This window comes from Shinella yambaruensis, from assembly GCF_022899355.1.
Taxonomy (GTDB): domain Bacteria; phylum Pseudomonadota; class Alphaproteobacteria; order Rhizobiales; family Rhizobiaceae; genus Shinella; species Shinella yambaruensis.
Map to the genome: position 1 here is coordinate 1 of NZ_JALJCK010000007.1, position 25338 is coordinate 25338.

24 protein-coding genes are annotated in these 25338 nt (G+C 60.6%); 14 read left to right on the top strand and 10 right to left on the bottom strand.

Features of this window, described 5'->3' with window-relative positions; translation table 11 throughout:
- Positions 1 to 281: 281 nt before the first annotated feature.
- Positions 282 to 1181 (bottom strand): AraC family transcriptional regulator, encoded by a 900-nt coding sequence (locus MUU56_RS17170; RefSeq protein ID WP_244768842.1) that lies wholly within the window; start codon positions 1179 to 1181, stop codon positions 282 to 284.
- Positions 1182 to 1278: 97 nt separating this feature from the next.
- Here MUU56_RS17170 and MUU56_RS17175 point away from each other — a divergent pair, with 97 nt between their 5' ends.
- Complete coding sequence (locus MUU56_RS17175) at positions 1279 to 2031, top strand: SDR family oxidoreductase (protein ID WP_244768511.1); 753 nt, start codon at positions 1279 to 1281, stop codon at positions 2029 to 2031.
- A 158-nt stretch (positions 2032 to 2189) separates the two neighbouring features.
- On the opposite strand, the gene MUU56_RS17180 is transcribed toward MUU56_RS17175, so the two are convergent.
- On the bottom strand, positions 2190 to 3086 hold the full coding sequence (locus MUU56_RS17180) for an AraC family transcriptional regulator (RefSeq protein WP_244768512.1): 897 nt from the start codon (positions 3084 to 3086) through the stop codon (positions 2190 to 2192).
- Between the two features lie 148 nt (positions 3087 to 3234).
- Between MUU56_RS17180 and MUU56_RS17185 the strand changes: the two genes are divergently transcribed.
- Together MUU56_RS17185 and MUU56_RS32935 are read left to right on the top strand one after the other, a co-directional pair.
- Complete coding sequence (locus MUU56_RS17185) at positions 3235 to 3960, top strand: SDR family oxidoreductase (protein WP_244768513.1); 726 nt, start codon at positions 3235 to 3237, stop codon at positions 3958 to 3960.
- Positions 3961 to 4328: 368 nt separating this feature from the next.
- Positions 4329 to 4538, top strand: a complete 210-nt coding sequence (locus tag MUU56_RS32935; protein WP_425314251.1) for a hypothetical protein — start codon at positions 4329 to 4331, stop codon at positions 4536 to 4538.
- On the opposite strand, the gene MUU56_RS17195 is transcribed toward MUU56_RS32935, so the two are convergent.
- The 8 genes from MUU56_RS17195 to MUU56_RS17230 form a co-directional block, all read right to left on the bottom strand.
- On the bottom strand, positions 4535 to 4849 hold the full coding sequence (locus MUU56_RS17195) for an NIPSNAP family protein (RefSeq protein WP_244768515.1): 315 nt from the start codon (positions 4847 to 4849) through the stop codon (positions 4535 to 4537). The two genes, MUU56_RS32935 and MUU56_RS17195, sit on opposite strands and share 4 nt — an antisense overlap.
- Before the next feature lie 38 nt (positions 4850 to 4887).
- Positions 4888 to 5640: an SDR family oxidoreductase gene (locus MUU56_RS17200; RefSeq protein WP_244768516.1), complete on the bottom strand. Its 753-nt coding sequence runs from the start codon at positions 5638 to 5640 to the stop codon at positions 4888 to 4890.
- A 9-nt stretch (positions 5641 to 5649) separates the two neighbouring features.
- The gene (locus MUU56_RS17205; RefSeq protein WP_244768517.1) at positions 5650 to 6450 is read right to left on the bottom strand and encodes an aspartate dehydrogenase; all 801 of its coding nucleotides are present in this window, start codon (positions 6448 to 6450) and stop codon (positions 5650 to 5652) included.
- Positions 6440 to 7207 (bottom strand): alpha/beta fold hydrolase, encoded by a 768-nt coding sequence (locus tag MUU56_RS17210; protein WP_244768518.1) that lies wholly within the window; start codon positions 7205 to 7207, stop codon positions 6440 to 6442. Before MUU56_RS17210 ends, MUU56_RS17205 begins: the two co-directional genes overlap by 11 nt.
- A gap of 48 nt (positions 7208 to 7255) precedes the next feature.
- Complete coding sequence (locus MUU56_RS17215) at positions 7256 to 7771, bottom strand: cupin domain-containing protein (RefSeq protein WP_244768519.1); 516 nt, start codon at positions 7769 to 7771, stop codon at positions 7256 to 7258.
- A gap of 11 nt (positions 7772 to 7782) precedes the next feature.
- Positions 7783 to 9528 carry a choline dehydrogenase gene (locus MUU56_RS17220; protein ID WP_244768520.1) on the bottom strand — a complete coding sequence of 582 codons (1746 nt, stop codon included), beginning with the start codon at positions 9526 to 9528 and terminating at the stop codon, positions 7783 to 7785.
- Between the two features lie 9 nt (positions 9529 to 9537).
- Complete coding sequence (locus MUU56_RS17225) at positions 9538 to 10572, bottom strand: proline racemase family protein (RefSeq protein WP_244768521.1); 1035 nt, start codon at positions 10570 to 10572, stop codon at positions 9538 to 9540.
- A 108-nt stretch (positions 10573 to 10680) separates the two neighbouring features.
- Positions 10681 to 11727, bottom strand: coding sequence for a LacI family DNA-binding transcriptional regulator (locus MUU56_RS17230; RefSeq protein ID WP_244768522.1), 1047 nt, complete (start codon positions 11725 to 11727; stop codon positions 10681 to 10683).
- A 178-nt stretch (positions 11728 to 11905) separates the two neighbouring features.
- Between MUU56_RS17230 and MUU56_RS17235 the strand changes: the two genes are divergently transcribed.
- From MUU56_RS17235 to MUU56_RS17285, 11 genes are all read left to right on the top strand, one after another.
- Positions 11906 to 13225 (top strand): ABC transporter substrate-binding protein, encoded by a 1320-nt coding sequence (locus MUU56_RS17235; RefSeq protein WP_244768523.1) that lies wholly within the window; start codon positions 11906 to 11908, stop codon positions 13223 to 13225.
- A gap of 60 nt (positions 13226 to 13285) precedes the next feature.
- Positions 13286 to 14233: a carbohydrate ABC transporter permease gene (locus MUU56_RS17240; RefSeq protein ID WP_244768524.1), complete on the top strand. Its 948-nt coding sequence runs from the start codon at positions 13286 to 13288 to the stop codon at positions 14231 to 14233.
- A gap of 11 nt (positions 14234 to 14244) precedes the next feature.
- On the top strand, positions 14245 to 15084 hold the full coding sequence (locus MUU56_RS17245) for a carbohydrate ABC transporter permease (RefSeq protein WP_244768525.1): 840 nt from the start codon (positions 14245 to 14247) through the stop codon (positions 15082 to 15084).
- Between the two features lie 12 nt (positions 15085 to 15096).
- On the top strand, positions 15097 to 16182 hold the full coding sequence (locus tag MUU56_RS17250; RefSeq protein ID WP_244768526.1) for an ABC transporter ATP-binding protein: 1086 nt from the start codon (positions 15097 to 15099) through the stop codon (positions 16180 to 16182).
- 35 nt (positions 16183 to 16217) lie between these two features.
- A complete protein-coding gene (locus MUU56_RS17255; RefSeq protein WP_244768527.1) occupies positions 16218 to 17699 on the top strand; it encodes an aldehyde dehydrogenase family protein in 1482 nt (493 codons plus the stop codon).
- A gap of 119 nt (positions 17700 to 17818) precedes the next feature.
- Positions 17819 to 19264, top strand: a complete 1446-nt coding sequence (locus tag MUU56_RS17260) for an aspartate ammonia-lyase (protein ID WP_244768528.1) — start codon at positions 17819 to 17821, stop codon at positions 19262 to 19264.
- A gap of 2 nt (positions 19265 to 19266) precedes the next feature.
- Positions 19267 to 19926 carry an HAD family hydrolase gene (locus MUU56_RS17265; RefSeq protein ID WP_244768529.1) on the top strand — a complete coding sequence of 220 codons (660 nt, stop codon included), beginning with the start codon at positions 19267 to 19269 and terminating at the stop codon, positions 19924 to 19926.
- A 269-nt stretch (positions 19927 to 20195) separates the two neighbouring features.
- Positions 20196 to 21803, top strand: a complete 1608-nt coding sequence (locus tag MUU56_RS32840) for a GMC family oxidoreductase (protein WP_244768530.1) — start codon at positions 20196 to 20198, stop codon at positions 21801 to 21803.
- 342 nt (positions 21804 to 22145) lie between these two features.
- Positions 22146 to 23219 (top strand): sugar ABC transporter substrate-binding protein, encoded by a 1074-nt coding sequence (locus tag MUU56_RS17275; protein WP_244768531.1) that lies wholly within the window; start codon positions 22146 to 22148, stop codon positions 23217 to 23219.
- Positions 23220 to 23282: 63 nt separating this feature from the next.
- Positions 23283 to 24083 carry an ATP-binding cassette domain-containing protein gene (locus tag MUU56_RS17280; protein WP_244768532.1) on the top strand — a complete coding sequence of 267 codons (801 nt, stop codon included), beginning with the start codon at positions 23283 to 23285 and terminating at the stop codon, positions 24081 to 24083.
- Positions 24076 to 25299, top strand: coding sequence for a sugar ABC transporter permease (locus MUU56_RS17285; protein WP_244768533.1), 1224 nt, complete (start codon positions 24076 to 24078; stop codon positions 25297 to 25299). Before MUU56_RS17280 ends, MUU56_RS17285 begins: the two co-directional genes overlap by 8 nt.
- Positions 25300 to 25338: the final 39 nt, after the last annotated feature.

The window sequence follows — 25338 nt, forward strand, 5'->3', positions numbered from 1 at the left end:
GACGAACTTGTCCCATAGTGCTTCCTTCCATTCTGCAGAAAGGATCACACCATCAAACCGTGGGATCAAACACCTAGAGCTTGCCACAGCCACCGTCCGGTTGATGATCCGCTTTCGAAGATTGTTCTTCGAAAGCTGCCTTTCGGCTTTCCGCCCCCGACGAGCCGTTCAAGATCTCAGATCAATGATCCGACGCGAACTGGCCCACTCCTGCCATTCCCATATTGGCCTGACAGAGCGATCCTTCGGTGCCATTTGGCGATTACGTCCGTCATCGCTTCTTAGCCTGCCGTGCGCGCATATCGAGCCGGCGGCATTCCGGCATGCCGCGCAAATGCAACGCTAAAGGTGCTTGCCGACCCATAGCCCACGCGTTCCGCCACCTGATCGATTGCGAGGTTCCTGTTCCGCAACAGCTGCTTTGCGAGCGCCATGCGCCAAGCCAGCAGATACTCCATCGGGGGGAGGCCGACGATGCGGTTGAAACGCGCAAAGAAAGCCGAACGGGACAGTGCTGCTTCGTTCGCAAGATCGGTGCCAGTCCAGGAATGTTCTGGGCGAGCATGCATCGCATGAAGGGCGGCCGCCAGGCGTTCGTCACCCAAGCCGTGGCTCAGGCCGGGCGCGGATGTGGTTTCCGTTCCGGATCGTAGTGCCTCGATCAACAACACCTCGAGAAGCCGTTCCAGCACGATCTCGCGTGCCGCGCGCTGCTCACGCGTTTCCTCATCAACCAACTGCATCAGAGTGGCAAGCCGGGGCCGATCGCGAACGAGAACCACATCCGGCAACAGTGAGACAAGCAGGGCTGAATCCGGTGCGCCGAAGCTGCAATGGCCGATCCGCATGCGCAGATCGGCAGGACCGTTACGCCGTCCGACCCGGAAATGCCCTTCGCCGACCTGTGTCGGGATCATGGCGGACAGATCGGCCGGCGCATCGATGCTCTCGTTGACCAGGTTCCGCATCGCCGGCGCAAGGACAAAGTCGCCTGCCCGGAGGATGAATGACTGATGGCCGCCGAACGTAACGCGGCAACTCCCCTCCAGAATCGCGCAATAGAAAGGTTCGCCTGTCGCCTCACGATGAATTCGCCATGAGCCTACACATTCCACCAGCTTCGAGAAGCGGGCGGCAGGCTGTAGCAGAGTGACGATTTCGGCAAGAGGATCGACGGCCATCATCAGGACTGACGCTAAAGAAATGCGGACTATAGCCTATATTATGTCCTTTGTCTGGTCATTACGATAGGATCGTTCCTTTTGTATGGAGATGTTGATGCCTACGATATTGATCACCGGTTGCTCGTCCGGCTTCGGTCTGGAAACCGCAAAACTGTTCCTCGAAAGAGGCTGGGACGTGATCGCGACGATGCGAACACCCAACGAAGATTTGCTGCCGGCCTCCAAGCGCCTGCGTGTGCTTGCGCTCGATGTCACCGATTCGACAAGCATCACGCAGGCAGTAGAGGCGGCAGGCCACATCGACGTTCTGGTCAACAATGCCGGCTTCGGCGCGCCTGCTCCGGTCGAATTGACAGCACCGGAAACGGTGCAGGCGCTGTTTCAGACCAATACGATCGGAACACTGGCGATGGTTCAGGCTGTCGTGCCGCAAATGCGGCGGCGCCGGGCCGGAGTCGTCATCAACGTCACTTCCACGGTAACGGTCAAGACATTGCCGGTCGTCGGGGTCTACCGCGCGAGCAAGGCGGCGGTGAACGCCTTCACCGAGTCATTGGCGGTTGAAATGGAGCCATTTGGTGTGCGCGTCCATATCGTTCTGCCGGGCCGTTCACCGGAAACGCGCTTTGGCGCCAATGCCCGTCCGCATCTGCGTGGCATGGACGACCCGGACTATGCGCCGCTTCTCCAGCAATTCGTAAAGAGTGTGCAGGAAGATACAGGTCCCATGACCCATGCGCCTGACGTAGCAGAGGCGGTTTGGCGAGCCGCCAGCGATCCATCTGCCCCACTGCGTATTCCCGGTGGTGCGGACGCGGAGCTTTGGATGGCCGAGGCAGGTTTGTAACAGGACCTGCGATAGCCAAAGCGATGGCATAATTTCCGCTTCAACCAATAAATCAAGGAGAATATGCCGTCTTCTGGCGAAGGGTTGACGCTTTTTCGGTTACGACATCCGCAATTGGTGCAAAGCTGCAGTTCTCTGGTAACCACCCGACACAACCCTCAGACCGCTCCGACGTAGTCTTGAGCGGTCTGGAGCCGGGCGATGTCCTGGCGCGGCGGCGCGCCGAACAGGCGGCGATACTCGCGGCTGAATTGTGACGGGCTGTCATAGCCGACGGCAAATCCGGCCGACCCGGCGCTCACGCCGCTCGCCAGCATCAGGCGCCGCGCTTCCTGCAGGCGCAACTGCTTCTGATATTCCAGCGGGGTCATCCGCGTGATCGCCTTGAAATGCTGGTGAAGCGACGAGGGGCTCATGCCCGCCGAGGCCGCGATCTCGTCGATCCTCAACTGGCCCTGAAACCCCTTGCGGATCGTGGCGATGGCGCGGTTGATCTGATTCAGTCGGCTGTCGGCGGACGCCATGTGGCGGAGCAGAGGCCCGTGCGGCCCGGTGAGCAGCCGATAGAGGATCTCGCGCTCGACCAGCGGCGCCAGCACGGCGATGTCATGGGGGCGATCGAGCAGCCCGACCAGCCGGCAGGCGGCATCGATCAGGTCAGGATCGCCCGGATAGACCGCCAAAACCGGAAGATCGTGCCGAGGTGCCGTGTTGCGTTCGTCGACCAAGAGATCGGCGAGCGCCGCCAGGTCGAGATCGATCTTGCAGCAGAGATACGGCATCTCCGGGCTTGCCTCAAGCACATGACCGACCAGCGGCAGGTCGACCGAGACGAGCAGATAGCGCGAGGCGTCGTAGACCACGCTGTGCTCGCCCAGCGACACACGTTTTGCCCCCTGGGCGATCAGACAAAGCGAGGCTTCGTAGACAGCCGGCACGGGCGCGCTCGGCTCATTGGTTCGTATCAGCGACAGCCGGCGCATGGGGGTGCCGCACATGCCCGTCTCCGGAGCATGGCGCATGATCAGCTGTGCGAGTTTGGCGATCATCTTCATGCGACATTGATCGACCATGACCGGCAAGACCGCAAGCCTCTTGTGCCATTGTTGGAGGATCGTGCAAGGAGTTCGGGCGATCGCGCTACCGCCATGTGCTCTGGCCGCACCAGAATGATGCCCGTTATCCCAAGCGAAAGGAACGACAATGACGGTAGTCAACGAAAAGATTGTGCTCATCACCGGCGCCTCCAGCGGCATAGGCGAAGCGACGGTGCGCGAACTGGCGGGAGCCGGGGCTAGGCTGTTCATCGGTGCACGCCGGGCCGAGCGGCTGAAGGCCCTTGCCAGAGAGCTCGGCGAGCGCGTCGCATGGCGCGAGCTCGACGTCACCGACGCGGCGAGCTTCGAGGCGTTCGTCGACGCCGCCGAACAGCGGTTCGGAGGCATCGACGTGCTTGTCAACAATGCCGGCGTGATGCCGCTGTCGCCGCTTGCCGCGCTCAAGCGGGAAGAGTGGAAGCGGATGATTGACGTCAACATCCACGGCGTGCTCAACGGGATCGCCGCGGTGCTGCCGCGCTTCGTGGCGAAGGGGAACGGCCATGTGGTGAATGTCGCCTCGGTCGGCGCGCATCTCGTCCTGCCGACGGCAGCGGTCTACTGCGGAACGAAATATGCGGTGTGGGCGATCACCGAGGGGTTGCGGCAGGAGCATGATGACATCCGTTCCACAATCATCTCTCCGGGCGTGACCGCGACCGAACTCGGCGACGACATCAGCGATCCGCAGGTCGCCGCAGCGCTCAAGGATTGGCGACAGAAGTCGCTCACTCCGGACGCGATCGCCCGCGCCATCCGCTATGCGCTTGAGCAGCCGGACGGCGTCGATGTGAACGAGGTCATCGTGCGGCCCACCTCCGCCAATATGTAGGCCTGCGACAACCTGATCATAGCGGCTTTCGGTGACTCGTGCGGTTCCCCGAAAGCCGCTATTGGGGCGCATTACTGTCCGGCGGCTTTCGACCGCATTTTCGCCGTTCGTAGTGCTTCCGTTGCCAATCGGAACCTGCCGTTCGGCCGGTGCCGTCAGAGCCGGAGTCCGGAAGCAGAATGGCAGCCACCGCCGACATGCGTGACCTCGCCGCTGCCTATGCGCGGATTTCGGCGATAGTCACCGCGTCGTAGCCGATGTCAGTGTGAAACCGGATCGGCAGGCCGCCCGGCAATGGCGTAACGCCGCCCTGGGATGCAACTCCGGCAGATGTGCCAAATTCAAAGGCCATGGAGCCGGTGGGTCCGTTGATCGATGCCGTGGTTCAAGCCTTGGCGCACGCCGTATGCATACTCAAATATTTTGCGCCGTCCATTCGGATGCTTGCAATCGTTTCACCGCTGCAATCGACGATGAAGATGCACTGGGGAACGGCCATGTCCTGTGCCGCCTTGTTCGCGGCCGCCAACGCCGCCAATGCGCCCGAATGGGAGAGGACCTTTTCATCGGTTGTTTAGGACATGGGAGAAAAGGATGTCGGCGTCAAAATCCGGATCGTCTGGGTATCGATGAGCCCTTTGATGCTCGCCAGATACGGCGCCCAGCCGGGGTCAGCCAGCATGTGCGCCCTCTTGGACGTCCGTTCGGGAAGGTCCGTCCACCTCCACATGGAGACAAAATGGTTGAGCTCGCCGATATCGGACGTGAAGAAACCAATAGGTTCACCGAGGTGAGCGCGCTGGATCGGCAGTCCAAGTTTCATATAATTTTCAACGAATTCGCCAAGGAACCCCGCGCGAATCCGATAGTCCCGTTCTTCAAGAAGCATGATCTGTTCCGTGAATGAGCTTGTGTCGTTGTTTCTACTCACCAGGCCGAGGCGCCACCGTCGACGGTCATCATCGATCCGGTCGCGAATTTGGATTCGTCACTTGCGAGATACAGGATCGCCATTGCGATATCCTCGGGTTGGCCGAGTTCAGCCATCGGCGAGCGTGCCTTGAGGCCGTTCACGAATGCGTCCGGATCGGGGACTTCCTTCAGCATCTTGTCGTAATAGTTCGACCAGATGACGCCGGGGGCAACGGAGTTAACGCGGATCTTGTCGATAGCATGATCGAGTGCCATTGCGCGGGTAAGCGCGGCGACACCGCCCTTGGCCGCGACATAGGCGGCGCGATCCTTGATGCCGAAGGTGACGATGTTGGAGGCTGTGTTGACGATGCTGCCGCCGCCGCGGGCTCGAAGGGCTGGCACCGCGTATTTTGAGCAGAGATAGACGCCCTTGAGATTGACGGCAACGATGTCGTCCCAGTCGTCCTCAGCCGTCGTCTCGACGGTGCCGATCATGCCGCGCCCGGCATTGTTGACGATGATATCGAGACCGCCGAACGTCGAGACGGCGAGTTCCACCATCGCCTTCACTTCGTTGCTGTCACGGACATCGACTTTGATACTCACTGCGCTCTCACCGATCTTGTCAGCGATGGACTTCGCGGCATCGCCGTTGAAGTCGGCGACAACGACTTTCGCACCTTCACGGGCAAAGATTTCGGCGGTGGCCGCGCCGATACCAGCGCCCGCTCCGGTGACGATTGCGATTTTATTTTCAAGACGCATGATGTGACCTCACAGTTCTATTCTTTGAAAATGACGATGCAGGGCCTGCTCGACGCTCAGGGCCGCGAGCCAGGAGGTTTTGGGATTGTCGGGAAGCGGCTTGTTTTCGAGCGAGATCTCGAATTTGCCGAAGGCGCCGGCGGCATTGACCTTGTGGGTGTTGCCGCCGGCATGCGGATCGGCCACCAGCGTTACCCTGGTGTCGGCAAAGCCGATCCCGGCAAGAGCGACCGCAGCCGTGACATTGGCGTTCTTCGGATATTGCAACGAGGCTTCCGCCGCATTGCCCTCGAAAATGATGGTCCTCTCCTGGAGACTGGCAAGGTCGACGCTCCCCTCCGCCGGCGTTCCCCTCCAAGCGGCCGGCGGCTTGGTGCCCGTATAGACGACGCTTTCCAGGCCCGCGATCTTCGCCGAGCGCAGCACGTCGAGGCCGCCGATCGCGCCGGAGGCGACGGTCAGGCGGCTTCCGCCTTCCTCGGCAGCTTTCTCCAGCGAGAAAAGCAGCTCGGTATCGCCGAGGCTGCCGATCGAGACGACGATAACGTCGATGCCTGCGCGAAGGAGGGAAGGGACGGACGTCTTGACCGCCTGGTGACTGGCGCATTCCACGACCACCGAGGGGCCCCATTCAATGAGCGCGGCGACATCGTGAAAGACCTCCACACCGTCGTGATCGACGGTCAGGTCGTGCGGTACGAGAGTGGCGGAAACTTCGATGCCGCTTCCGGAGGCGCGCAAGGAATGCTCGAGACTCCGCGCCATCGCGCCAAAGCCGATGACGGCGACTTTCTTGATGTCATTGTTCATCTGTTTCCTCCAGAAATTCTCGAACGGTTTTGGCGTACCGCTCGGGATGAACCCGAGGGAAGAAGTGCGCCCCATCGATCACGGCGAGCCGCGCGCCGGGAATCATGGCGGCGAGCGTTTGGCTGTGGGCAAAGGGAATGAGGGCGTCGTCGGTCGCGCCGATGATGAGCGTGCGAGCGGCGATCCGCTGAAGGTCGCCGCTACGTTCGTCTGCAAGAAGCATCTCGATCCGCGCGGCGGCGACTTCCGGGGGTGAAAGCGCGTCCGCAGCGTTTTCAATGGCTCGGTCGAGCAGGGCCGTGTTCGCTTCGAGGAAGCTTGAAGGAAAGCCGATCGCATGGGTCAGCTTCTGGTATTCGATCGGCCCCGCAGCCCTCAACACGGCCAGACGGGCTTCGAACATGGCGACGAAGCGTGCGTCCGGCTTCTCCCAACTGCCGCTGATGACCAGCGATCTCACCAGTGCCGGTGCGTCGAGAGCGATGAACTGCGCCACCAGGCCGCCCGTAGAGTGGCCGACGATATGGGCTGTGTCCACGTTTTCCGCGCGGAGAATTTCCACGGCGTCCTGGGCAATCCTCGATACCGAATACTTGCCAAGAGGCCTGTCGCTTCGCCCGGTTCCCCGATGATCAAATGAGATGACCTTGTAGCGATCGACAAGAAGCGGAACGATGTCGTTCCAGAAGCTTGCCGCTCCACCAAGACCGGGAATGAGCAGCAAAGCTTGGCCTTTGCCGGAGACGTCATACGTCACCCGGCATCCATCGGATGCCAATAATGTGGGCATTTTCGTTCTCTAGGCTTAGAGCTTGTCGGCTGCGACGAACGCCGTGCGCTGCTCGATCTCGAGTACGTTTTCAGGCCGTGCGAACGGCTCCGGCGCTGCCTCGCTCGGCTGCATCGGGCGGCCGATCTCCTCGAAGAAGTGTTCGAGGCCGTTCGGCTGAATGAACCAGAGCCAATGCAGGTCCTGGTCCTCAGACGTGTTGATGAACATGTGTTTCCGGTTGCGGCCGACGAAGATCGTCACGCCGGGTTCCGCAGGGTATTCGACGCCCTCGACAACGGCCTTGCCACGGCCGGAGATGAAATGCAGAACTTCGTCATGTACCGGATGCGCGTGCTCGCGCACGTAACCCTGTGGCGGCAGGGTTTGCGTTCCAAGGCTGAACGGTGTCTCCACACCGACGAAGTCGGGAGAAATCCTGACGGAGATATGGCCGTTGGCGGGAACCGGCTGCCAGAAGTTCTTGCCCTCTTCGGGCTTGAGGATCAGCAAATCACCCTTGGCCGGGGTTTCTTCTGCTTTGTTTTCCATGGAATGTCTCCTTACGCGACTTCCGGCTGATAATAATCGGCGACTTCCTGCGGCAGCTTTCTGCCGAGGATGTCGTCCGCGAGTTTTTCAGCCATCATAATGACGGGGGCGTTCAGATTGCCGCTGACGATGGCGGGCATGATCGACGCGTCGATGACGCGGAGGTTCTCGAAACCGTGGACCTTGGCATGGGTGTCCACCACGGACATGTCGTCCGTGCCCATGCGGCAGCTGCAACAGGGATGGTAGTTGGTGCCCGCTTCCTTCTTGAGGAATTCGAGCAGTTCTTCATCCGACTGGACATGCTTGCCCGGCGTGACTTCTTCGCCGCGAATGTCGTCCCAGGCCGGCTGGGCGACGATGCGGCGGATTTCCTTGATGGCCGCGATCGCCTGCTTCCGGTCTTCCTCGTCCTGAAGGAAGTTGAAGACGAATTTTGGTGCGACGTTCGGATCGGCGCTCGCAAGCCAGACGCGGCCTTCGCTTTTGGGGCGCATCAGGCTCAGGAAATATTGGAAGCCATTCTCCAGATTGACAGAACCATGCTGCATCTCGCCGATGAGCGGAACGAATTCCAGCTGCACGTTCGGAACCGTGAACTTCGGATCGGTGCGGAAGAAACCGCCGACCTCGAAGAAGTTTGTGGCGCCCAGGCCCGTCTTGGCCAGAATCCACTGCAAGCCGAGCTTGAGCTTGCCGAAGGTGGTGAGCTGGCCGACGACCGAGACGGGCTTGGTCGCGCGGTACTGGACGGGGGCGGCGACGTGATCCTTCAGGCCGCGTCCGACACCCGGCAAATCCTTGATGACCGGAATGGACAGCTTGCGCAGCTCCTCGGCGTCGCCGATACCGCTCAGCATCAGGAGCTGCGGCGAGTTGAGCGCGCCAGCGGCGAGAAGAACTTCCCTGTCCACATTGATCGAGTACGCCTTGCCGGAAATGGTCGCCTTGACGGCGACGGCCCGGTTGCCCTTGAACTCGATCCTGGTGACTTTCGCGCTGACGACGACGTCGAGATTGTCCCGTTTCGGCTGCGCGTGAATGTAGGCCTGCGAGGTGCTCCAGCGGATACCGTGGCCGATATTGCGCTGGGTGATGTGGACACCTTCCTGGCGATGCGCATTATGGTCCTCGATATAGGGGTGTCCCGCCTGCTCGCCGGCTTTCAGGAACGCCCTGTACAAGGGGCTGTTGGCCTTGCAGGTCTCGATGATCATCGGGCCTTTGCCGCCGCGGTACTTGTTCGAGCCCTTGTCTGACGTTTCCGCTTTACGGAAGTAGGGAAGGACATCCTTGTAGCTCCAGCCCTTGAGGCCGAGTGCCTCCCAGTTGTCGTAGTCCCAGGGATTGCCGCGAACCCAGTTCATGCCGTTGATCGAGGACGAGCCACCGAGAACGCGGCCCCGCGCTTCAAGCACGGTCCTGCTGTTGAGATACGGCTCAGGCTCGGAAGTATAGAACCAGTTGAAGCGATCGTTGGCCAGCGGAAGCGGCAGCGCAGCGGGCATCCGGATGTGAATGTGCTGATCCGAGGGGCCTGCTTCGAGCAGAAGCACCCGGTGCTTGCCGTCTTCGGACAGACGGCCTGCCAGAACGCTGCCGGCGGAGCCGGAGCCGATGATGATATAGTCGTAGGTGCCTCTGGAGGGCGTTTTTGAAATCTTGCTCATGCCGAATGCCGTCGTGGTCTTGTGGTTGCCTGAGCGTATCTGTCGTAGTTCGACGGTCGCCCGCGTGAGTTCCTGCGAGAATGGCATTTGCTATCCTCAGGTTGGCGTTTTCCAGGTGTCGCCCAGCTTGTAACCGGTCGGGAACGGGTCGCGCGGATCCAGGACGTATTGGTGGAAAGCGGTGATCCAGGCCGAGCCCGTGATCGCCGGCCGTACGGCGGTCTGCCCCGCCACGGTCGTCGTTCCGAGAATTTCGCCGATGAACTCGGTGCCGATGATGGATTCGTGCACGAACTTCTCGCCGACGCCGATCTGCCCCTTGGCGTGCATCACGGCAAGCCGCGCGCTCGTGCCCGTTCCGCAGGGCGACCGGTCATGCCTGCCGGGGGATACGATCACTGTGTTCTTCGCCCGCTTCACGCCGTTCTCGTTGCGGAGCGGACCAGCGAACAGCGTCTGGTTGATGGTGTGGATTTCCGGGTTTTCCGGATGGACGGCCGGTATCTGCTCGGCAGCTGCCAGCTTGATCTTCTCGCCGACATCGACCAGTTCGGCGGCCTCGTCCTGCGTGATGCCGTAGCCCAACTTTTGGGCATCGACGAGGACGTAGATCATGCCGCCATAGGCGACATCGACGACCATCGAGCCCAGGCCGGGAACCTCGATCGTCCTGTCGAGCGCCATGGTGAAGGCGGGTACGTTGTCGAACGTAATGCTTTCACATTTGCCGTCACGGCATTGCGCCGTGACACGCACCAGGCCTGCCGGCGCCTCGAGCGTGAGTGTCGTCACTGGCTCGATCATCGGCACCATGCCCGTTTCGAGAAGAACGGTAGCGGTGCAGATGGTGTTCGTGCCGGACATCGGGACGTAATATTCCGACTCCATGATGATGAAGCCTGCGTCGGCATCCGGATGGGTGGCCGGCAGCACAAGGTTCACGCACTGGGAGACCTTGCCGCGCGGTTCATGGAGGAGAAACTGACGAAGTTCATCGCCGTGCTTCTCAAGGTACTGCATCTTCTCGAAGATCGTCTTGCCGGGAACCGGAAGAATGCCGCCCGTTATGACTTCATTCAGCTCGCCCGCTGCGTGAGCGCCGACGACATTGACCATTTTGCTGAAGCGCATCCCTCGCCATCCCCATGATGCATATCGAGCCGGGACAAGTTGGCTCATGTTCACGGGACTGGCTTGTAAACGTTTTCTCGCGAATGGTCAATAAACGTTTTCTCGGTATCATGCCGCGCGGTCGGACGCCTTCGGTGGCACGGTGATGGAATCGCGTAGGATCAAGCTGGTCTCGAACTGCATGGAGGTCAGGCTTTCCCCTTGCTCAAGGCTTGCGATCATTGCGCGTGCAGCGTAGCGCCCCATGTCTCCAACAGGGACCGAGAGGGTCGTCAGCGGCTGGTAAAGAAGGGGCGCGAAGCTCATGTCTTCAAAGCCGCTCACGGACAGCTGGCGAGGAACATCGATCCCGAGCTTTCGGCACTCGGAGAGAACCCCGCATGCCAAAAGGCCAGTGTTGCACATCACCGCCGTAACTTTTGGATTTTGCTCAATAATTCTGCGAAACGCCAGGCCGCCGTCATTGATGGTGTATCCGGGCTGAACGACCTGCACGACCGTATTCAGGTCGTGGTCGCGCATCATCTGCTCATATGCACTCAGTCGCGACTGCTGCCTGTCATTGCCTTGGGTTGGGCCGGAAATCAGCGCGATGTCCTTGTGTCCGAACCGGAGCATGAGTTCCGCGATTTTCTGCGTGCATCTTGCATTATCGATTCCAACAGAGGGGAGGGGATGGCCCTCAAGGTATGAGTATACCTGAAGCACAGGAATCGGATTTTTCTCGATGAATTCCAGCAAACGTTCATCATCAACCCGTCCGAAGACAAGTAGACCTTCAGCGCCGCGGTTGAACAATCTAAATGCGGCATCAAAAATCTTTCTATTGTCGTAGCCTGATGTCTGAAGAAATCCCGCATAATCTTGCGCGAAAAGCGTTTCTTGGATGCCGTGGGCCAATTCGGAAAAAATCGGATCGTCGAGCCGCGGCAAGAGAGTGCCGATCGTGCGCGTTCGGGCCAGGCGCAAGGCTTTCCCGGCGGAGTTGGTTGTGTACCCAAGCTGGGCCGCTGCTTTCAGTACCCGCTCAGACATTTCCTTATTCACATTGTCGGGCTTGTTGAGCACTCGAGAGACTGTGGCGATGGAAACGTTTGCCAGCTTCGCCACATCGTGAACCGTCACGCCACGCCCGGTCTGACGCTTGTTTTTCATGGATTTTCTACTGCTCCTGGGTGACCGAAGTCCTTGTCCGCTACTCATGCATAATGGATATATTCTTTCAAATTTCAATCACCCCACCAGAATCTGGATTGACAACGAAATTGACAAATGCATTCTGGTAAACGTTTACTAAGCCGTATGAAAGCGGCCACGTCGCGCAATCGATAAATTGGGGAGCCTAAAAACGATGCACGGACCTTTCTCACCCGAACTCAAGCGCAGAACCCTGCTCAAGATGCTTGCCGTCGGTGCCGCGGCCACGGCGCTGTCTCCAGCGACCCGCGCATGGGCCGCGAGCACATTGAACATCCTGAACAGCAACACGGCCTGGGCCGGCGCTCTCACGGGCAGCGTCGCGAAGGCATATGCCGATGCGCAGATCACGGGTGAGGGAAACCCGTATGAAGCGCATTACGAGAAGCTGCTTATCGAACTCAGCCAAGGCTCCAGCACGTTCGACATCTTCACAACTGACAACCTCTGGATCCGGCAGCCGCTGCGTAACGGCTGGGCGAGCGCATTCGACGATATCCGCGCCGAAGATGCACCGCTGCCGGAAATCGGCGTGGGCAAGCTTGCGCCCGCCTCGACGACCTACACGGAGTATGACGGCAAGCGGTGGGGCCTGCCGCTCGTCATGACGACCCCGGTCTTCGTCTATCGCAAGGACCTGTTCGAAAAGGCGGGCATCACCAAGGTGCCAACGAACTGGGACGAATACCGCGACGCGGCCGAGAAGCTGCATTCGGATGACGTCGCAGGCAATGTCCTGCTCCTCGGCGGCCAGGACGCGCATATGAGCGGCGACTGGGGAAGCCGCCTGATGGGCATGACCAAGATCGCACCGCATGACGACGGCGTTCTCGACGAGAACAACAAGGTGGTGTTCAATTCCGAGGGCCAGGGCGCCCGAGCGATCGAGCGCCTCCGCGAAGTGCTGCCCTTCACGCCAAAGGGCGTCGAAGGCTTCGACTATGCCGAAGGCTCCTCCATCATGCAGCAGGGCAAGGCTGCGATGATGATCACCTGGTCGGACGTCATCGTGGGCATCGAAGACGGTCCGTTCAAGGGCAAGTTCGGCTATACCGTCTCGCCGACGGAGAAGTTCGAACAGCAGATGGTCGGCGGCTGGTCGATCCTCATCAATGCCGCATCGGAAAACAAGGCAGAGGCCTACAAGTTCCTCAAGTGGATGAGTGAAGGCCAGGCCTACGAGCTGTTCCGCGAGAATGGCGAATCGTCGCTCTGCCTCCAGGCGGATATCGACAACCCTGAAATCGTCGCGAAGGTACCGATGCTGCAGGCTTTCCGTGACTTCCCGGCACGCGGCACGACCCCGGTTTCGATCCCGCCGTACCGGCTGACCAACGCGGTCGAAGTGCAGCGCGTGTTCTATGAAAACATCCTTGCGGGCGTGAACGGCCGCAAGACGCCACAGCAGGCGATGGAAGATGCCGAAGCTGCGCTGGCTTCCGTCATCCGCACCTGATCGAAAGCGTGTCACGGGCATGGCTGCCGGCCATGCCCGCCTCCACTGGGGAACTTGAAGATGGCCAAAAGTGGCATCATCGGCGCGCCGGCCTTGCAGCTGGGGGCGACGAAGGCAGTCCGCGCGGGCGAGAAGAGCGTTCCTACGCTTCTACTCGCGCCGACGATGATCATCATGACGATCGTCGGTCTCTATCCGCTGCTGCATTCGCTCTACATATCGCTGACCAATTACAATCCGACATTCGGCACGTCCTACGCGTTTATCGGGTTCGCGAACTACGCCCGTGCCTTCGGCGATGGCCAGTTCTGGTACTCCGTCGGCCTGACCCTCGCCTTCACGGCGATCAGCGTTGCGCTATCCTTGACATTGGCTGTGTTCCTTGCGCTGCTGTTCAACCAGAACCGTCTCGGCTTCGTGGTCCTGCGCACCTTCCTGCTCATTCCAATGTTGATCACGCCGATCGCCGTTGGCATCACGTGGCGCACGATGATGATGCCTGATCTTGGCGTTCTGAACTATCTGCTCTCGCTGATCGGTGTGGGCCATCTGTCCTGGGCCAGTTCACCCTCAAGCGCGCTCGCCTCGGTGGTTCTCGTCGACGTCTGGCAGTGGACGCCGTTCATGTTCATCATCATCTTCGCAGGTCTACGTTCTCTCCCCAAGAGCCCCTTCGAAGCCGCTGCGATCGATGGGGCAGGGCACCTCGCCACGTTCATGAACGTGACCCTCCCGATGCTGAAGCCGGTGATCGTCATTGCGACCCTTCTTCGCATCGTGGACGCCTTCCGCACCTACGACACCGTCTACATCATCACGCGCGGCGGCCCGGACTTTGCGACCGATCTCCTCAGCGTCTATCTCCAGCGGGTGAACTTCCGCATCTTCGATCTGGGTTACGGCTCGGCGCTCTCGTGGATCGCCCTTGTCATCGTGCTCGTCGTCGTCCTCGTCTTCGTGAACCTCACCGGATTCCTGAAGCTGGTCGCCGACAAAGAAAACCGCTGAGGAGACCGCCCATGTCGAACAGCCGAATTCTCAAGAGCAGCGCCAGCGCGCTGGCTGCCTATGCACTTGCGATCGCCGCCGCGCTTTTCTTCGCGTTTCCGATTTTCTGGATGGTGACTTCCTCCTTCAAGAGCGAGGTCGACATCTCGGCCTATCCTCCGGTCTGGAGCTTCACGCCAACGCTGGTGAACTATGCGCAGCTCTTCACCGAGCTGAACGCCTGGCAGGCGCTCATAAACAGCGCGCTGATCGTCGGCCTTGCCACCTGCATCGCGATGGCGGCGGGAACGATGGCGGCCTACGCGCTCGCCCGCTTCGACGTCAAGGGCAAGGAATTCCTGGCCTTCGAAATCCTGTCGATCCGCATGCTGCCGCCGATCGTGAGCGTCATTCCGATGTTCATCATCGCCCGCCAACTGGGGATTTTCGACACGCCCTGGCTGCTGATCGCGGCTTACGCCCTCTCCGGCCTGCCCTTTGTCGTCTGGGTGATGCGCGTCTTTATCCAGGATATTCCGCAGTCCATCGAGGAGGCCGCGATGATCGACGGTTGCAGCCGCTTCGAGACCTTCTGGCGTGTCACGCTTCCGCTTTTGCTGCCGGGCCTCGCCGCGACGATGGTCATCGTCTTCATGTTCGCCTGGAACGAGTTCCTGCTTGCCAGCATGCTGACGTCGCAGGAAGCCAAGACGCTTCCCGTCATCGCCGCCAACGCGATCAAGCCCAAGGCCATCGCTTGGGGTCTCGCTTCGGCAGCCGGCGTGATGATGTCGCTTCCCGTCGTCGTCCTCGTTCTTCTGATGCAACGCTACCTCGTCCGCGGCCTCACGCTCGGCGCGGTCAAAGGGTAAGGAATTCTCGAAATGGCAATCAATATCGATACCGTATACAAGCAGTTCGGTGCGCTGAAGGTCGTCAACGGCGTTTCCGTCGACATCAAGGACGGCGAGTTCTTCGTGATGCTCGGTCCTTCGGGTTGCGGAAAGACCACGACCCTGCGCATGGTCGCCGGCCTGGAGCTTCCTACAGCCGGTCGCATCAGCATCGATGGCGCCGACATGACCTATGCCGAGCCCCGCCACCGCGATATCGCCATGGCGTTCCAGGACTATGGTCTCTACCCGAACATGACGGTCTTCAAGAACATCGAGTTTCCCCTGAAGATCCGCAAGCTCGACGTTCGCGAGCGTGCGCGCAAGGTGGAGGACACCGCTGAGAAGCTCGGGCTTGGCGAACTGCTCCAGCGCAAGCCGTCCCAGCTTTCGGGAGGCCAGCGTCAGCGCGTTTCGCTCGCGCGGGCGCTCGTTCGGAACCCCAAGGTATTTCTCATGGATGAGCCGTTGTCCAACCTCGACGCAAAGCTGCGCGCCGTGATGCGCACGGAAATCAAGAAGCTTGTCACGAACCTCGGCATCACCACGATCTACGTCACGCACGACCAGATCGAGGCGATGGCGATGGCGGACCGCATCGCGGTCATGAGCAAGGGCAACATGGTCCAGGTGGCGTCGCCGCTCGAAGTCTACGACCGTCCGAAGACACGCTTCGTCGCGGAATTCATCGGGTCGCCGCCGATGAACCTGTTCCCCGCGCAGATCAAGGCCGGTGGCACCGTTACCTGCATCCTTCCGAACTTTGCCCATTCGCTTTGCGAGGAAGAGCGTGCGTTCGCGGCGCAGATCGTTGACGGCAAGGGTGGTCTGCTCCTGGGTATCCGGCCGGAGCATCTGGTCGTCGCGAAAGCTGGCGCACAAGGCGCGACCGACGCGCTCGTCGAACTGGTCGAGCCGCTCGGGCAGACGACCAACATCTATGTCAGCGTAGGTGACGTCCGCTTCGTCATCGTCACCGACAGGACCACGGCGAAGGCGGGAGACACGATCGGGGTTGTCGCTCCCTCCGACTTGCTGCGTGTTGTGGCCAACGACGACGCCGTGGTGCGCCACTGACCGCCACCGCCGGACTGAACTGAAAGGAAATACTGATGACCGTTAGAGAATATGGATTGTGGATCAATGGCAGGTGGCTCAAGACAGCCAATATGGTCGAGCGGACGTCGCCTGCTCACGGTGCGTCGCTCGCCCGTTTCGCGGAAGGTGGTAAAGAGGAGGTTGATGCGGCCGTCGCGGCAGCGCGCGCAGCCTTCGACAACCGGTCGGTCTGGTCCGGCATTCCCGGCTCGGAGCGTGCCAAGGCCATCACCCGCTGGCTTGAGCTGATCGTGCGCGACACCGACAGGCTGGCGACAATCGAGGCGGAGGAAGTCGGCAAGCCCATCCGCCTCGCGAAGGGCGAGACGGAATGGTCCATCGAGCTTGGGCGTTACGCCGCCGCTCTCGCCTACCAGATTCCGGGCGACCTCGTGAACAATATCGGGGACGCGAACCTTGGTCTGGTGAGCCGTGAACCTCGCGGCGTCATCGGCATGATCACGCCGTGGAATTTCCCGCTCGTCACGCTCTTCCAGAAGCTTCCCTTCGCGCTGGCGGCCGGCTGCACGGTCGTCATCAAGCCGTCGGAGCTGACCGCGGGCACGACGCTTGAGGTCGCTGCGCTCGCCAAGGAGGCCGGCATTCCGGACGGCGTGATCAATGTCGTGACGGGCTCCGGCCGCACCGTTGGCGAGGCTCTCACGGGCCACCCCGGTGTCGACATGATTTCCTTCACGGGTTCGACCGTGGTCGGCAAGCGCATCGCGCAGCGTTGCGCCGAGCAGATGAAACGCGTCGGCCTGGAGCTTGGTGGCAAGGCGGCGAACATCGTCTTCGCCGACGCCGACGTCGACTCGGCCATCGACGGCATCGCATTCGGTTACATTCTCAACCAGGGTGAAGAGTGCGTTCAGGGGACCCGCCTGCTGATCGAGGAGTCCATTGCCGACGATTTCATCAGGCAGCTTGTCGAGCGCTCGAGGAAAATCCGTATCGGCCTGCCGGACGACGAACAGGCGGATGTCGGTGCGCTCATCCACGAGCAGCACATGGAAAAGGTACTCGGCTACATCAGGACGGGCGTCGAGCAAGGCGCGAAACTGGAGATCGGCGGCGAGCGCCTGACCGGCGACGGTCTCGGCAAGGGCTACTTCGTCGCTCCGACCATCTTCTCCGGCGTTACGCCGGAAATGACCATCTTCCGCGAAGAGATTTTCGGACCGGTTCTTGCCGTCACCACTTTCAAGACCGCGGAGGAAGCGATCAAGCTTGCGAACGACACCAATTACGGACTCGGCAACGGCGTCTGGACGAAGGACATCGACAAGGCGATCCAGGTCTCGCGCGCACTCAAGAGCGGCACGGTCTACGTCAACACGTTCCTCGAAACCTCGGTTCAGATGCCGTTTGGCGGCTTCAAGGAAAGCGGCCTTGGCCGCGAGAACGGCATGGATGGCCTGCTTGAGTTCACCGAGGTGAAGTCGACATTCATCAAGCTGGGCAAACGCGGCTACGCATTGCCTCACACGGTCTGACCATGCGGCGGACGGTCGTCTAAAGCGTTGCTCCTCCCAAGGCAGCCGTGGGCTGGTGGTGGCTTCGATCCACCGCCAGCCCATTTTTCTTCCAGCAAGCTTGTAGAAGGTTCTTGGAAATGCCCGACATGCTGCCCCTTACTGTCGCCACGCGCCGTGAGCACGACTCCCTTGGCGAAATCGACGTCGATGCCGACGCCTATTACGCCGCCCAAACGGCAAGGGCTTTCTCCAATTTCCAGATTTCGGGCATTCCGATCGGGCACTATGCGGTCTTCATCCGGGCGCTGGCCTTCGTGAAGAAGGCGGCAGCCTTGGCAAATCTGGAACTCGGCGACCTTGACAGGAAGAAGGCGGACGCGATCGTCGCCGCCTGTGACGACATCGCTGGCGGCAAGCTTGCGGACCAATTCGTCCTCGACGTTTTCCAGGGCGGGGCCGGGACATCGACGAACATGAACGTAAACGAGGTGGTGGCGAACCTCGCCCTGGAACATCTCGGGCTTCCCAAGGGAAGCTTCGACGTCATCCACCCGAACAACGACGTGAACCTCTCGCAGTCCACAAACGACGTCTATCCCACGGCGATCCGTCTGGCACTCCTCCTCAGCTACAACAGCCTGTCGAACGAGCTGGCCGGCATCGCGGACACTTTCGAAGCGAAAGCAGCGGAATTCGCCGACATCCTCAAGCTCGGGCGCACGCAGCTGCAGGATGCCGTGCCGATGACGTTGGGACAGGAGTTCACGGCCTTCGCCGTGACGTTGAGAGAGGACATCCTTCGGCTCGAGGAGGCGGCCAGGCTTCTCAAGGAGATCAATCTGGGCGGTACGGCGATCGGAACGGGCATTACCGCCGATCCTTGCTACGCGGCTCTTGCCATAAAAAAACTCGCGGAAGTGTCGTCGGTCGATGTCGTTCCCGCATCGGACTTTGTCGAGGCTTGCTGGGATACAGGGGCCTTTGTTCTCTTTTCCGGCACCATCAAGCGGACGGCGGTGAAGCTTTCCAAGATTTCGAACGACCTCAGGCTGCTTTCGAGCGGGCCGCGCGGGGGCTTCGGCGAAATCAACCTGCCGCCGATGCAGCCCGGCTCGTCGATCATGCCGGGCAAAGTCAACCCCGTCATTCCCGAAGTGGTCAATCAGGTTGCTTTCCAGGTGATTGGAGCCGACCTCGTCGTAACCCTGGCGGCAGAAGCAGGTCAGCTCCAGCTCAACGCCTTCGAACCCGTCATCGTCTTCAATCTGCTGCAGTCCATCACGTTGTTGACCAATGCGGTGAGAACCCTCAGGGAAAAGTGTGTTGTCGGAATCACGGCGAACGAGGCGCGGTGCAGGCAGCATCTCGATGCGGGCACGGCGCTCGCAACTGCGTTGACGTCGCTGATCGGGTACGAGAAGGTATCCGAGATGGCGAAGGAAATTCTCCGGAGCGGCCGCACCATGAGGGAATTGCTCGACGAGAGCAACACCTTGTCGGCAGACCTGCTCGAGCAGGTTCTCGATACGAAGGCGCTGACGCGCCCCTCGCGCTTCCGCAATCAGCCGACAAATGGAAAATAGGCATGCTTTATCTCGACCGCTTCAAGACCATCATCTTCGACTTCGACGGCGTCATTCTTGATTCCGCACGCTTGAAGACCGCGGCGTTTGCGCAGGTGTACGGTTGCGAAGATCCGGAAAAGATCGCTGAAGTCATCAAGTACCAGGAACAGCATGGCGGAATTGGCCGACGTCAAAAGTTCGAGTATTTCGAGCGCGAGGTGTTCGGCCGACCCGGCGATGAAGCGAGAGTTGAAAATCTCTGTGTCCGTTTCGCGGAGATCATCGACGAGGGCATGCTCAATTGCGCGTTTATCCCCGGCGCTGAGGCTCTTCTCGCCCGTCTTGAAAACGAAATTCCGATGTACGTCGTCTCGGGAATGCCGGAGGATGATCTCAAGCTGGTAATCGAACGGCGTGGCTTGTCGCGGTATTTCCGAACCGTGTCGGGGTCGCCCAAGTCGAAGTACGCCGAGTTTCGGAACGTGATGCTGCTGGAGGGCGCCGAAGCCACGGAGTGCCTCGCTGTCGGGGATTCACCCACCGAGTTTCACGCGGCCCGTAAGATTGGCATCCCGTTTCTGGCGATCGTCGCACCCGATGTGGTTGACCTTTTCCCCGTCGATGTGCAGAAGGCCCCCGATCTCACCGGGTTCGAGTTCGCCGCCCGTCTGGCGCGGTGACGAGCTTCAGCAAAGAGTCCATCCCCCATGATCGCAGCCCACCAAAGGCCATATCTGGCGTTTTTCCTGCTTGCAATCGCGACCGGTGCGTTCATGGCGCGAATTCCGGACCTCCAGATCGGACAGAGGGCGGCTACCCGCCTCCTGCCGCATCCTGACACTGAAGCACCATATGACTCAAAGTCATGGACAAACGAGTAGGCGTGACTTGATGGGAGGCCTGGTTTCGGCAAGGTAGACAAAAAATCGGGAACGCGGAGTCAGTCGTCGTGAACAGTGAGAATTTCGATTTCGTGGTCGTCGGCGGCGGGTCCGCCGGGAGCGTTCTGGCCAATCGGCTCAGCGCGCGGAGCGATCGTGTCCTGCTTCTCGAAGCGGGCGGCTCAGGTCGCGAAATCTCGTATGATCTTCCGTTTCTCGCTGCCAAGCTGTTCTCGTTCAAGCGCAACAACTGGGCGTACAACTGTGTACCACAGAAGAACATGAATGGGCGGACCCAGTGCTTTCCGCGGGGGAAGATGCTCGGCGGCTCCTTCATCTTCAATGGCGCACAGTACATTCGGGGCAATCCCTCTGATTTCGACACCTGGCGGCAGCTCGGGAATCCGGGCTGGTCGTTCGAAGACGTTCTCCCTTACTTCAGGAAATCCGAGAAGTATTTCGGGGGCGACAACGCCTTCCACAGCACGCGTGGCCCGATGCCGGTCTCCAAGCCGCCGATGGTCAGTGAATTGACCATGGCCTACCTGAAGGCTTGCCAGCAGGCCGGCTATCCGCTGAACAACGATTTCAACGGCGCTTCTCAGGAGGGATTCGGAGTTTACGACTTCAATATCGCCGACGGACGCCGCCAGACGACGGCGAAGACGTTCCTCCGCCCCGCCATGAGCCGGCCGAACCTCAAGGTCGAGGTGAACGCGAACGTCCACAAGGTGATCGTTGAGAACGGCGAGGCCGTGGCCGTCGAGTATGAAAAGGGCGGAACGACCCATCGCGTGCGGGCGAACCGCGAGATCGTCCTGGCCGCCGGGTCATTCAATTCCCCCAAGATCCTGATGCTTTCAGGGATCGGGGATCAGGAGGCGCTGGGCAAGCTCGGCATCTCTCCGGCGAGGCATCTTCCGGGCGTCGGCGCCAACCTGCAGGACCATGTGAACGTGTCGGTGGCCCACAGCTCAACGAGGCCCGTTTCGATGGCATCCTCGCTACGCATCCACACGCTGACCCTGGCGATGGTGAACAGCCTGGTCTTCAGGAGGGGGCAGGTCTCGCAGAGTCCCTTGGAAGCGGGAGGCTTCTTCAGCATGCAACACGGCGTCGAGGCTCCCGAGTGCCAGGCTGTATTCATCCCGTACTATCCGGGGCAGGGCCTCAAGATCTGGATGCCCTGGGCGGATAAGCTGGAAGGGCACTCCTACGTCGTGCATGTGTGGCCGAACCGGCCCGAAAGCCGCGGGAAAATGTGGCTGGAGTCCGCCGACCCCAGGGACGCTCCGGTGTTCGATCCGAATTTCCTCTCGTCCGAGTACGACATGGCGATCACCCGCGAGGCCATCCGCGTAACCCGGAAGATTTTCGCGCAAGAAGCCTTCGAACCCTACCGTGGGCCGGAACTGACCCCCGGCGCGGATGTCAGGTCGGACGTCGAGCTCGACGCCTACATCCGCAGCACATCGGGTATCGGTCACCATACGTGCGGCACCGCAAAGATGGGGCAGGACGCGATGGCTGTCGTCGACGAGAAGCTGCGCGTTCATGGCATCTCGAAACTGCGCGTTGCCGATGCGTCGATCATGCCGACGATGGTAAGCGGGAACACGAACGCCGCGACCATAATGATCGCCGAAAAGGCCGCAGACATGATGCTCGCTACATAGTCACGCACCGCAGCGAAGATCGGAAGAAATGATCGGGTAGGCCGCGACGACGTTTCCGTTGTCGGGGCCGCCGCCGTTTGGCCGCCGACGCAAATTGAATGGGCATGAGAATTGCTGTGGTCTACAGGGAAATCGAGCGGCGGATTCATATGAGAAAAAGTCATGACGGAATGACCGCGGTTATCTTGAGCGGGCGTTGGAGCCGCAATAGCCTGCTCCCACCTGATGAAACGGAGGAAGCGATACGTCGCAAGACGTACCTCGCCAGGCAATAAGAACAATCACGAAATCCATGTCTTCCGCGGCCGAAGGTCGTATTGATTGTCAAAGGGGAATGAACCGATGAAAAGAACTATCTCCGCCGCTCTGCTGTCGGCTGCCGCGCTCTTCAGCTCCGTCCCCGCGAAGGCCGCCGAGCCGTCCGGCACGGTCTACCTCCTGGTCCCGAACGTCACGACCAATCGCTGGGCGAAGTTCGACATTCCGAACATGACCGAAGCGATGAAAACCTATGCCCCCGGCGTGGAGCTCAAGGTTCTGAACGCGAACGACGACATGCAGCAGCAGGTGTCCCAGGCCGAATCCGCCCTGGCGAGCGGCGCGCTGGGCATCATCCTAGTGTCCGTCGACCCACCCCGTTCCGCAAGCATCCTGGCGAGGGCCGAAGCCGATGGCGTCCACGTCGTGACCTACGCGCACGACCCGGGTCCGGGACCGGTCTCCTACCACGTCTCCGTCCCCTTCAGCGACATCGGTGAGGCTCAGGGTAAATACCTGGCCGAGAACCTGCCGGATCATCGTCCTGTCCGGCTCGCCTACATGCTGGGTGACCCCAAGTTCGCCTTCTACCCGGAGCAGATGAAGGGCTTTGACAAATACCTCAAGCCACTCATCGACAATGGCACTGTCGAAGTCGTCTGCCAAGCCGATGCGCTACTGTATCTGGCTGCGAACGCGCAGAAAAACATGGAGCAGTGCCTGACCAAGACCAACAACGAGGTGGACGGCGTGGTCGTCATGAACGACGACACCGGCGGTGGCGTTATCGCCGCATTGAGCGCGCAGGATCTCGTCGGCAAGGTCAAGGTTTACGGTGGATACGATGCCACCCTCGAGGGTATTCAGCGCGTGCTTCTTGGCTGGCAGGCCGCCGACATGGCGCCGCCTTACAAGCAAATGGCCGATGCAGCCATCCAACTGATCGTTTCCAAGGTCAAGGGCGAGGAAGCTCCGGCGGGCATCGTCAACGGGAACTGGCCCAACAACTTCACCGAGGGCGGCGTCCCCGCCCGGCTTGAACCGAATGTGTTCATCACCACGGATAATGTGCAGGAAACCGTGATCGACGCCGGACTTTTCACGAAGGAAGAGCTGTGTGGCGGCATCGGAAAAGATGCCGACTTCTGCAAGAACTGAACCGGACAGACTAGGAGCTGTCGATAAGGCGGCTCCTCAAAAACGCATAATGGGGTCCTAGTCATGAACAAGAACGAACCTCCGATCTTGGAGGTCCGAAACGTCTCGATACGTTTCGGAGGGGTCGCTGCCCTCACCAGGGTATCGCTCAGCATATGGCCGGGTGAAGTCGTCGCTCTGGTCGGCGACAACGGCGCGGGCAAGAGTACGCTGGTCAAGACGATCTCCGGCATCCAGTCCCCCGACGAGGGCGAAATCCTTGTGTCAGGAGCGGCGCTCTCACTGAAAAGCCCACATGACGCGAACGCGGCGGGTATCCAGACGGTCTACCAAGACCTCGCCATCTGCGACAATCTCGACACGGTACAGAACCTCTTCCTCGGCCGCGAATACTATCACCCGTGGTACAAAGGGCGGCGGCTTGACCGTGCAGGCATGGAAGCGCGCGCGAAAGAGGTGCTGGCCAACCTCGACGTAAAGATCCGCGACATCAACGTGCCGGCGAACTCGCTGTCGGGAGGGCAGCGTCAATCAGTGGCGATCTGCCGTTCGATCCTGACCGACCCCCGTGTCGTGCTCCTCGACGAGCCCACGGCCGCGCTCGGCGTTGCGCAGCGCAAGCAGGTTCTGAACCTGATCGAGCGACTTCGCGCTCAGGGACGGGCGGTCATCGTGATCAGCCATGATCTGGGCGATGTCCAGCAGGTCGCCGATCGGGTCGTGGTCTTGCGACTTGGCAACAAGGTGGCGGAAGTCAGCCGCGGGAGCTACACCCGTGAAGAGTTGGTCGGCGCCATCACCGGGATGATCAGCAACGAGGAAATGGCTGCACTTTCGCGTCGTGAGGGGGTGTCCCATGTCTAAGCAGTTATCCGCCTTTACCACGTTCGCCAATCCCGCCCCTCAGGAAACACCGAAAATGAAGCTTGACGCTGTCTTGGGAGCACTGGCGACGCGGTATCGTATGCTGCCCGTTCTTCTCGCGCTCGTCCTCATCTGGGCCTACTTCGCGTGGGCGAACCCCCTATTCCTCAGCCCAAGGAACTTGTCGAACCTTTCGCTGCAGATCGTGACGACCGGCATCGTGGCGCTTGGCCTCATGTTCGTGCTGGTCATCGGTGAGATCGACCTGTCCGTCGCCGCGACCGGCGCGGTATCGGCCGCGATTACGGCTGGAATGGCGGTCAACCAAGGGTTCGACACCGTGACGGCCGTCGCCGTCGGTCTCTTGATCGGTGCGGCGATTGGCTGTGTACAAGGGCTGGTGATCACCTATTTTCGAGCGCCTGCTTTCATCGTGACGCTCGGCACGTCTCTTATCCTCCAGGGCATCCTCCTCGATCTCCTGCCCGCCAGCTCGAACCTGATTTCACTGGTCGGTCAGCCTCTCGGGAAGGTCGCGACGATTTATCTTCCGGGTCTCGTCAGCGTGGCTCTGCTCGCCGTCGTCATAGCGCTTGGCCTCGTCTTCAGTCTGCAGTCTTACGCCGCCAAGAAGCGCAACGCGCTTCCCGCGTCGTTCCTGTGGTCCGTCGTCGCTCCGGCCGTCTCGCTCGCAATCGTCGGTACCGTTGTCATTGCCGTCTTCAGTTCATACAGAGGCGTTCCGCTTCTCGTCGCGTTCCTGCTCGGATTGCTCGGTTTCTTCGCCTACGTGACGACCCAGACCCGCTTTGGCGTCTACCTGTACGCCATCGGCGCGAATGCGGAAGCCGCCCGCCGCGCGGGTATCTCGGTCAAGTTTCTGCGGGTGACGGCGTTTACGCTGACAGGAATTTTCGCGGCGCTCGGCGGCATGATTGCGGCGGGGCGGGTTCTCGGCGTATCACCCGATTCCGCCGACACGACACTCCTTCTCGAGGCGATCGCCGCCGCGGTCATCGGCGGCGTCAGCCTCTTCGGGGGCAGGGGATCGGTCTGGGCCGCTCTGACCGGCGCGCTGGTGATCGGCAGCGTCTCGAACGGCATGCTCCTCATCAACGCCTCGACCCAGACACGCCTTGAGGTGCAGGGCGCGATCCTGACTCTGGCCGTCATCCTTGACGCCTATTTGTCCCGTAAAGCCAACAGGGGGCGTTGACTTTCATGGATGCGGCGTGCTCCCCAAGCCGCATCTTGA

Coding starts and splice junctions, on each gene's coding strand:
- MUU56_RS17170 (WP_244768842.1), bottom strand. CDS start 1,181: ATGGCCGTCGATCCTCTTGCCGAAATCGTCACTCTGCTACAGCCTGCC.
- MUU56_RS17175 (WP_244768511.1), top strand. CDS start 1,279: ATGCCTACGATATTGATCACCGGTTGCTCGTCCGGCTTCGGTCTGGAA.
- MUU56_RS17180 (WP_244768512.1), bottom strand. CDS start 3,086: ATGAAGATGATCGCCAAACTCGCACAGCTGATCATGCGCCATGCTCCG.
- MUU56_RS17185 (WP_244768513.1), top strand. CDS start 3,235: ATGACGGTAGTCAACGAAAAGATTGTGCTCATCACCGGCGCCTCCAGC.
- MUU56_RS17195 (WP_244768515.1), bottom strand. CDS start 4,849: ATGCTTCTTGAAGAACGGGACTATCGGATTCGCGCGGGGTTCCTTGGC.
- MUU56_RS17200 (WP_244768516.1), bottom strand. CDS start 5,640: ATGCGTCTTGAAAATAAAATCGCAATCGTCACCGGAGCGGGCGCTGGT.
- MUU56_RS17205 (WP_244768517.1), bottom strand. CDS start 6,450: ATGAACAATGACATCAAGAAAGTCGCCGTCATCGGCTTTGGCGCGATG.
- MUU56_RS17215 (WP_244768519.1), bottom strand. CDS start 7,771: ATGGAAAACAAAGCAGAAGAAACCCCGGCCAAGGGTGATTTGCTGATC.
- MUU56_RS17220 (WP_244768520.1), bottom strand. CDS start 9,528: ATGCCATTCTCGCAGGAACTCACGCGGGCGACCGTCGAACTACGACAG.
- MUU56_RS17225 (WP_244768521.1), bottom strand. CDS start 10,572: ATGCGCTTCAGCAAAATGGTCAATGTCGTCGGCGCTCACGCAGCGGGC.
- MUU56_RS17230 (WP_244768522.1), bottom strand. CDS start 11,727: ATGAAAAACAAGCGTCAGACCGGGCGTGGCGTGACGGTTCACGATGTG.
- MUU56_RS17240 (WP_244768524.1), top strand. CDS start 13,286: ATGGCCAAAAGTGGCATCATCGGCGCGCCGGCCTTGCAGCTGGGGGCG.
- MUU56_RS17245 (WP_244768525.1), top strand. CDS start 14,245: ATGTCGAACAGCCGAATTCTCAAGAGCAGCGCCAGCGCGCTGGCTGCC.
- MUU56_RS17250 (WP_244768526.1), top strand. CDS start 15,097: ATGGCAATCAATATCGATACCGTATACAAGCAGTTCGGTGCGCTGAAG.
- MUU56_RS17255 (WP_244768527.1), top strand. CDS start 16,218: ATGACCGTTAGAGAATATGGATTGTGGATCAATGGCAGGTGGCTCAAG.
- MUU56_RS17260 (WP_244768528.1), top strand. CDS start 17,819: ATGCCCGACATGCTGCCCCTTACTGTCGCCACGCGCCGTGAGCACGAC.
- MUU56_RS17265 (WP_244768529.1), top strand. CDS start 19,267: ATGCTTTATCTCGACCGCTTCAAGACCATCATCTTCGACTTCGACGGC.
- MUU56_RS17275 (WP_244768531.1), top strand. CDS start 22,146: ATGAAAAGAACTATCTCCGCCGCTCTGCTGTCGGCTGCCGCGCTCTTC.
- MUU56_RS17280 (WP_244768532.1), top strand. CDS start 23,283: ATGAACAAGAACGAACCTCCGATCTTGGAGGTCCGAAACGTCTCGATA.
- MUU56_RS17285 (WP_244768533.1), top strand. CDS start 24,076: ATGTCTAAGCAGTTATCCGCCTTTACCACGTTCGCCAATCCCGCCCCT.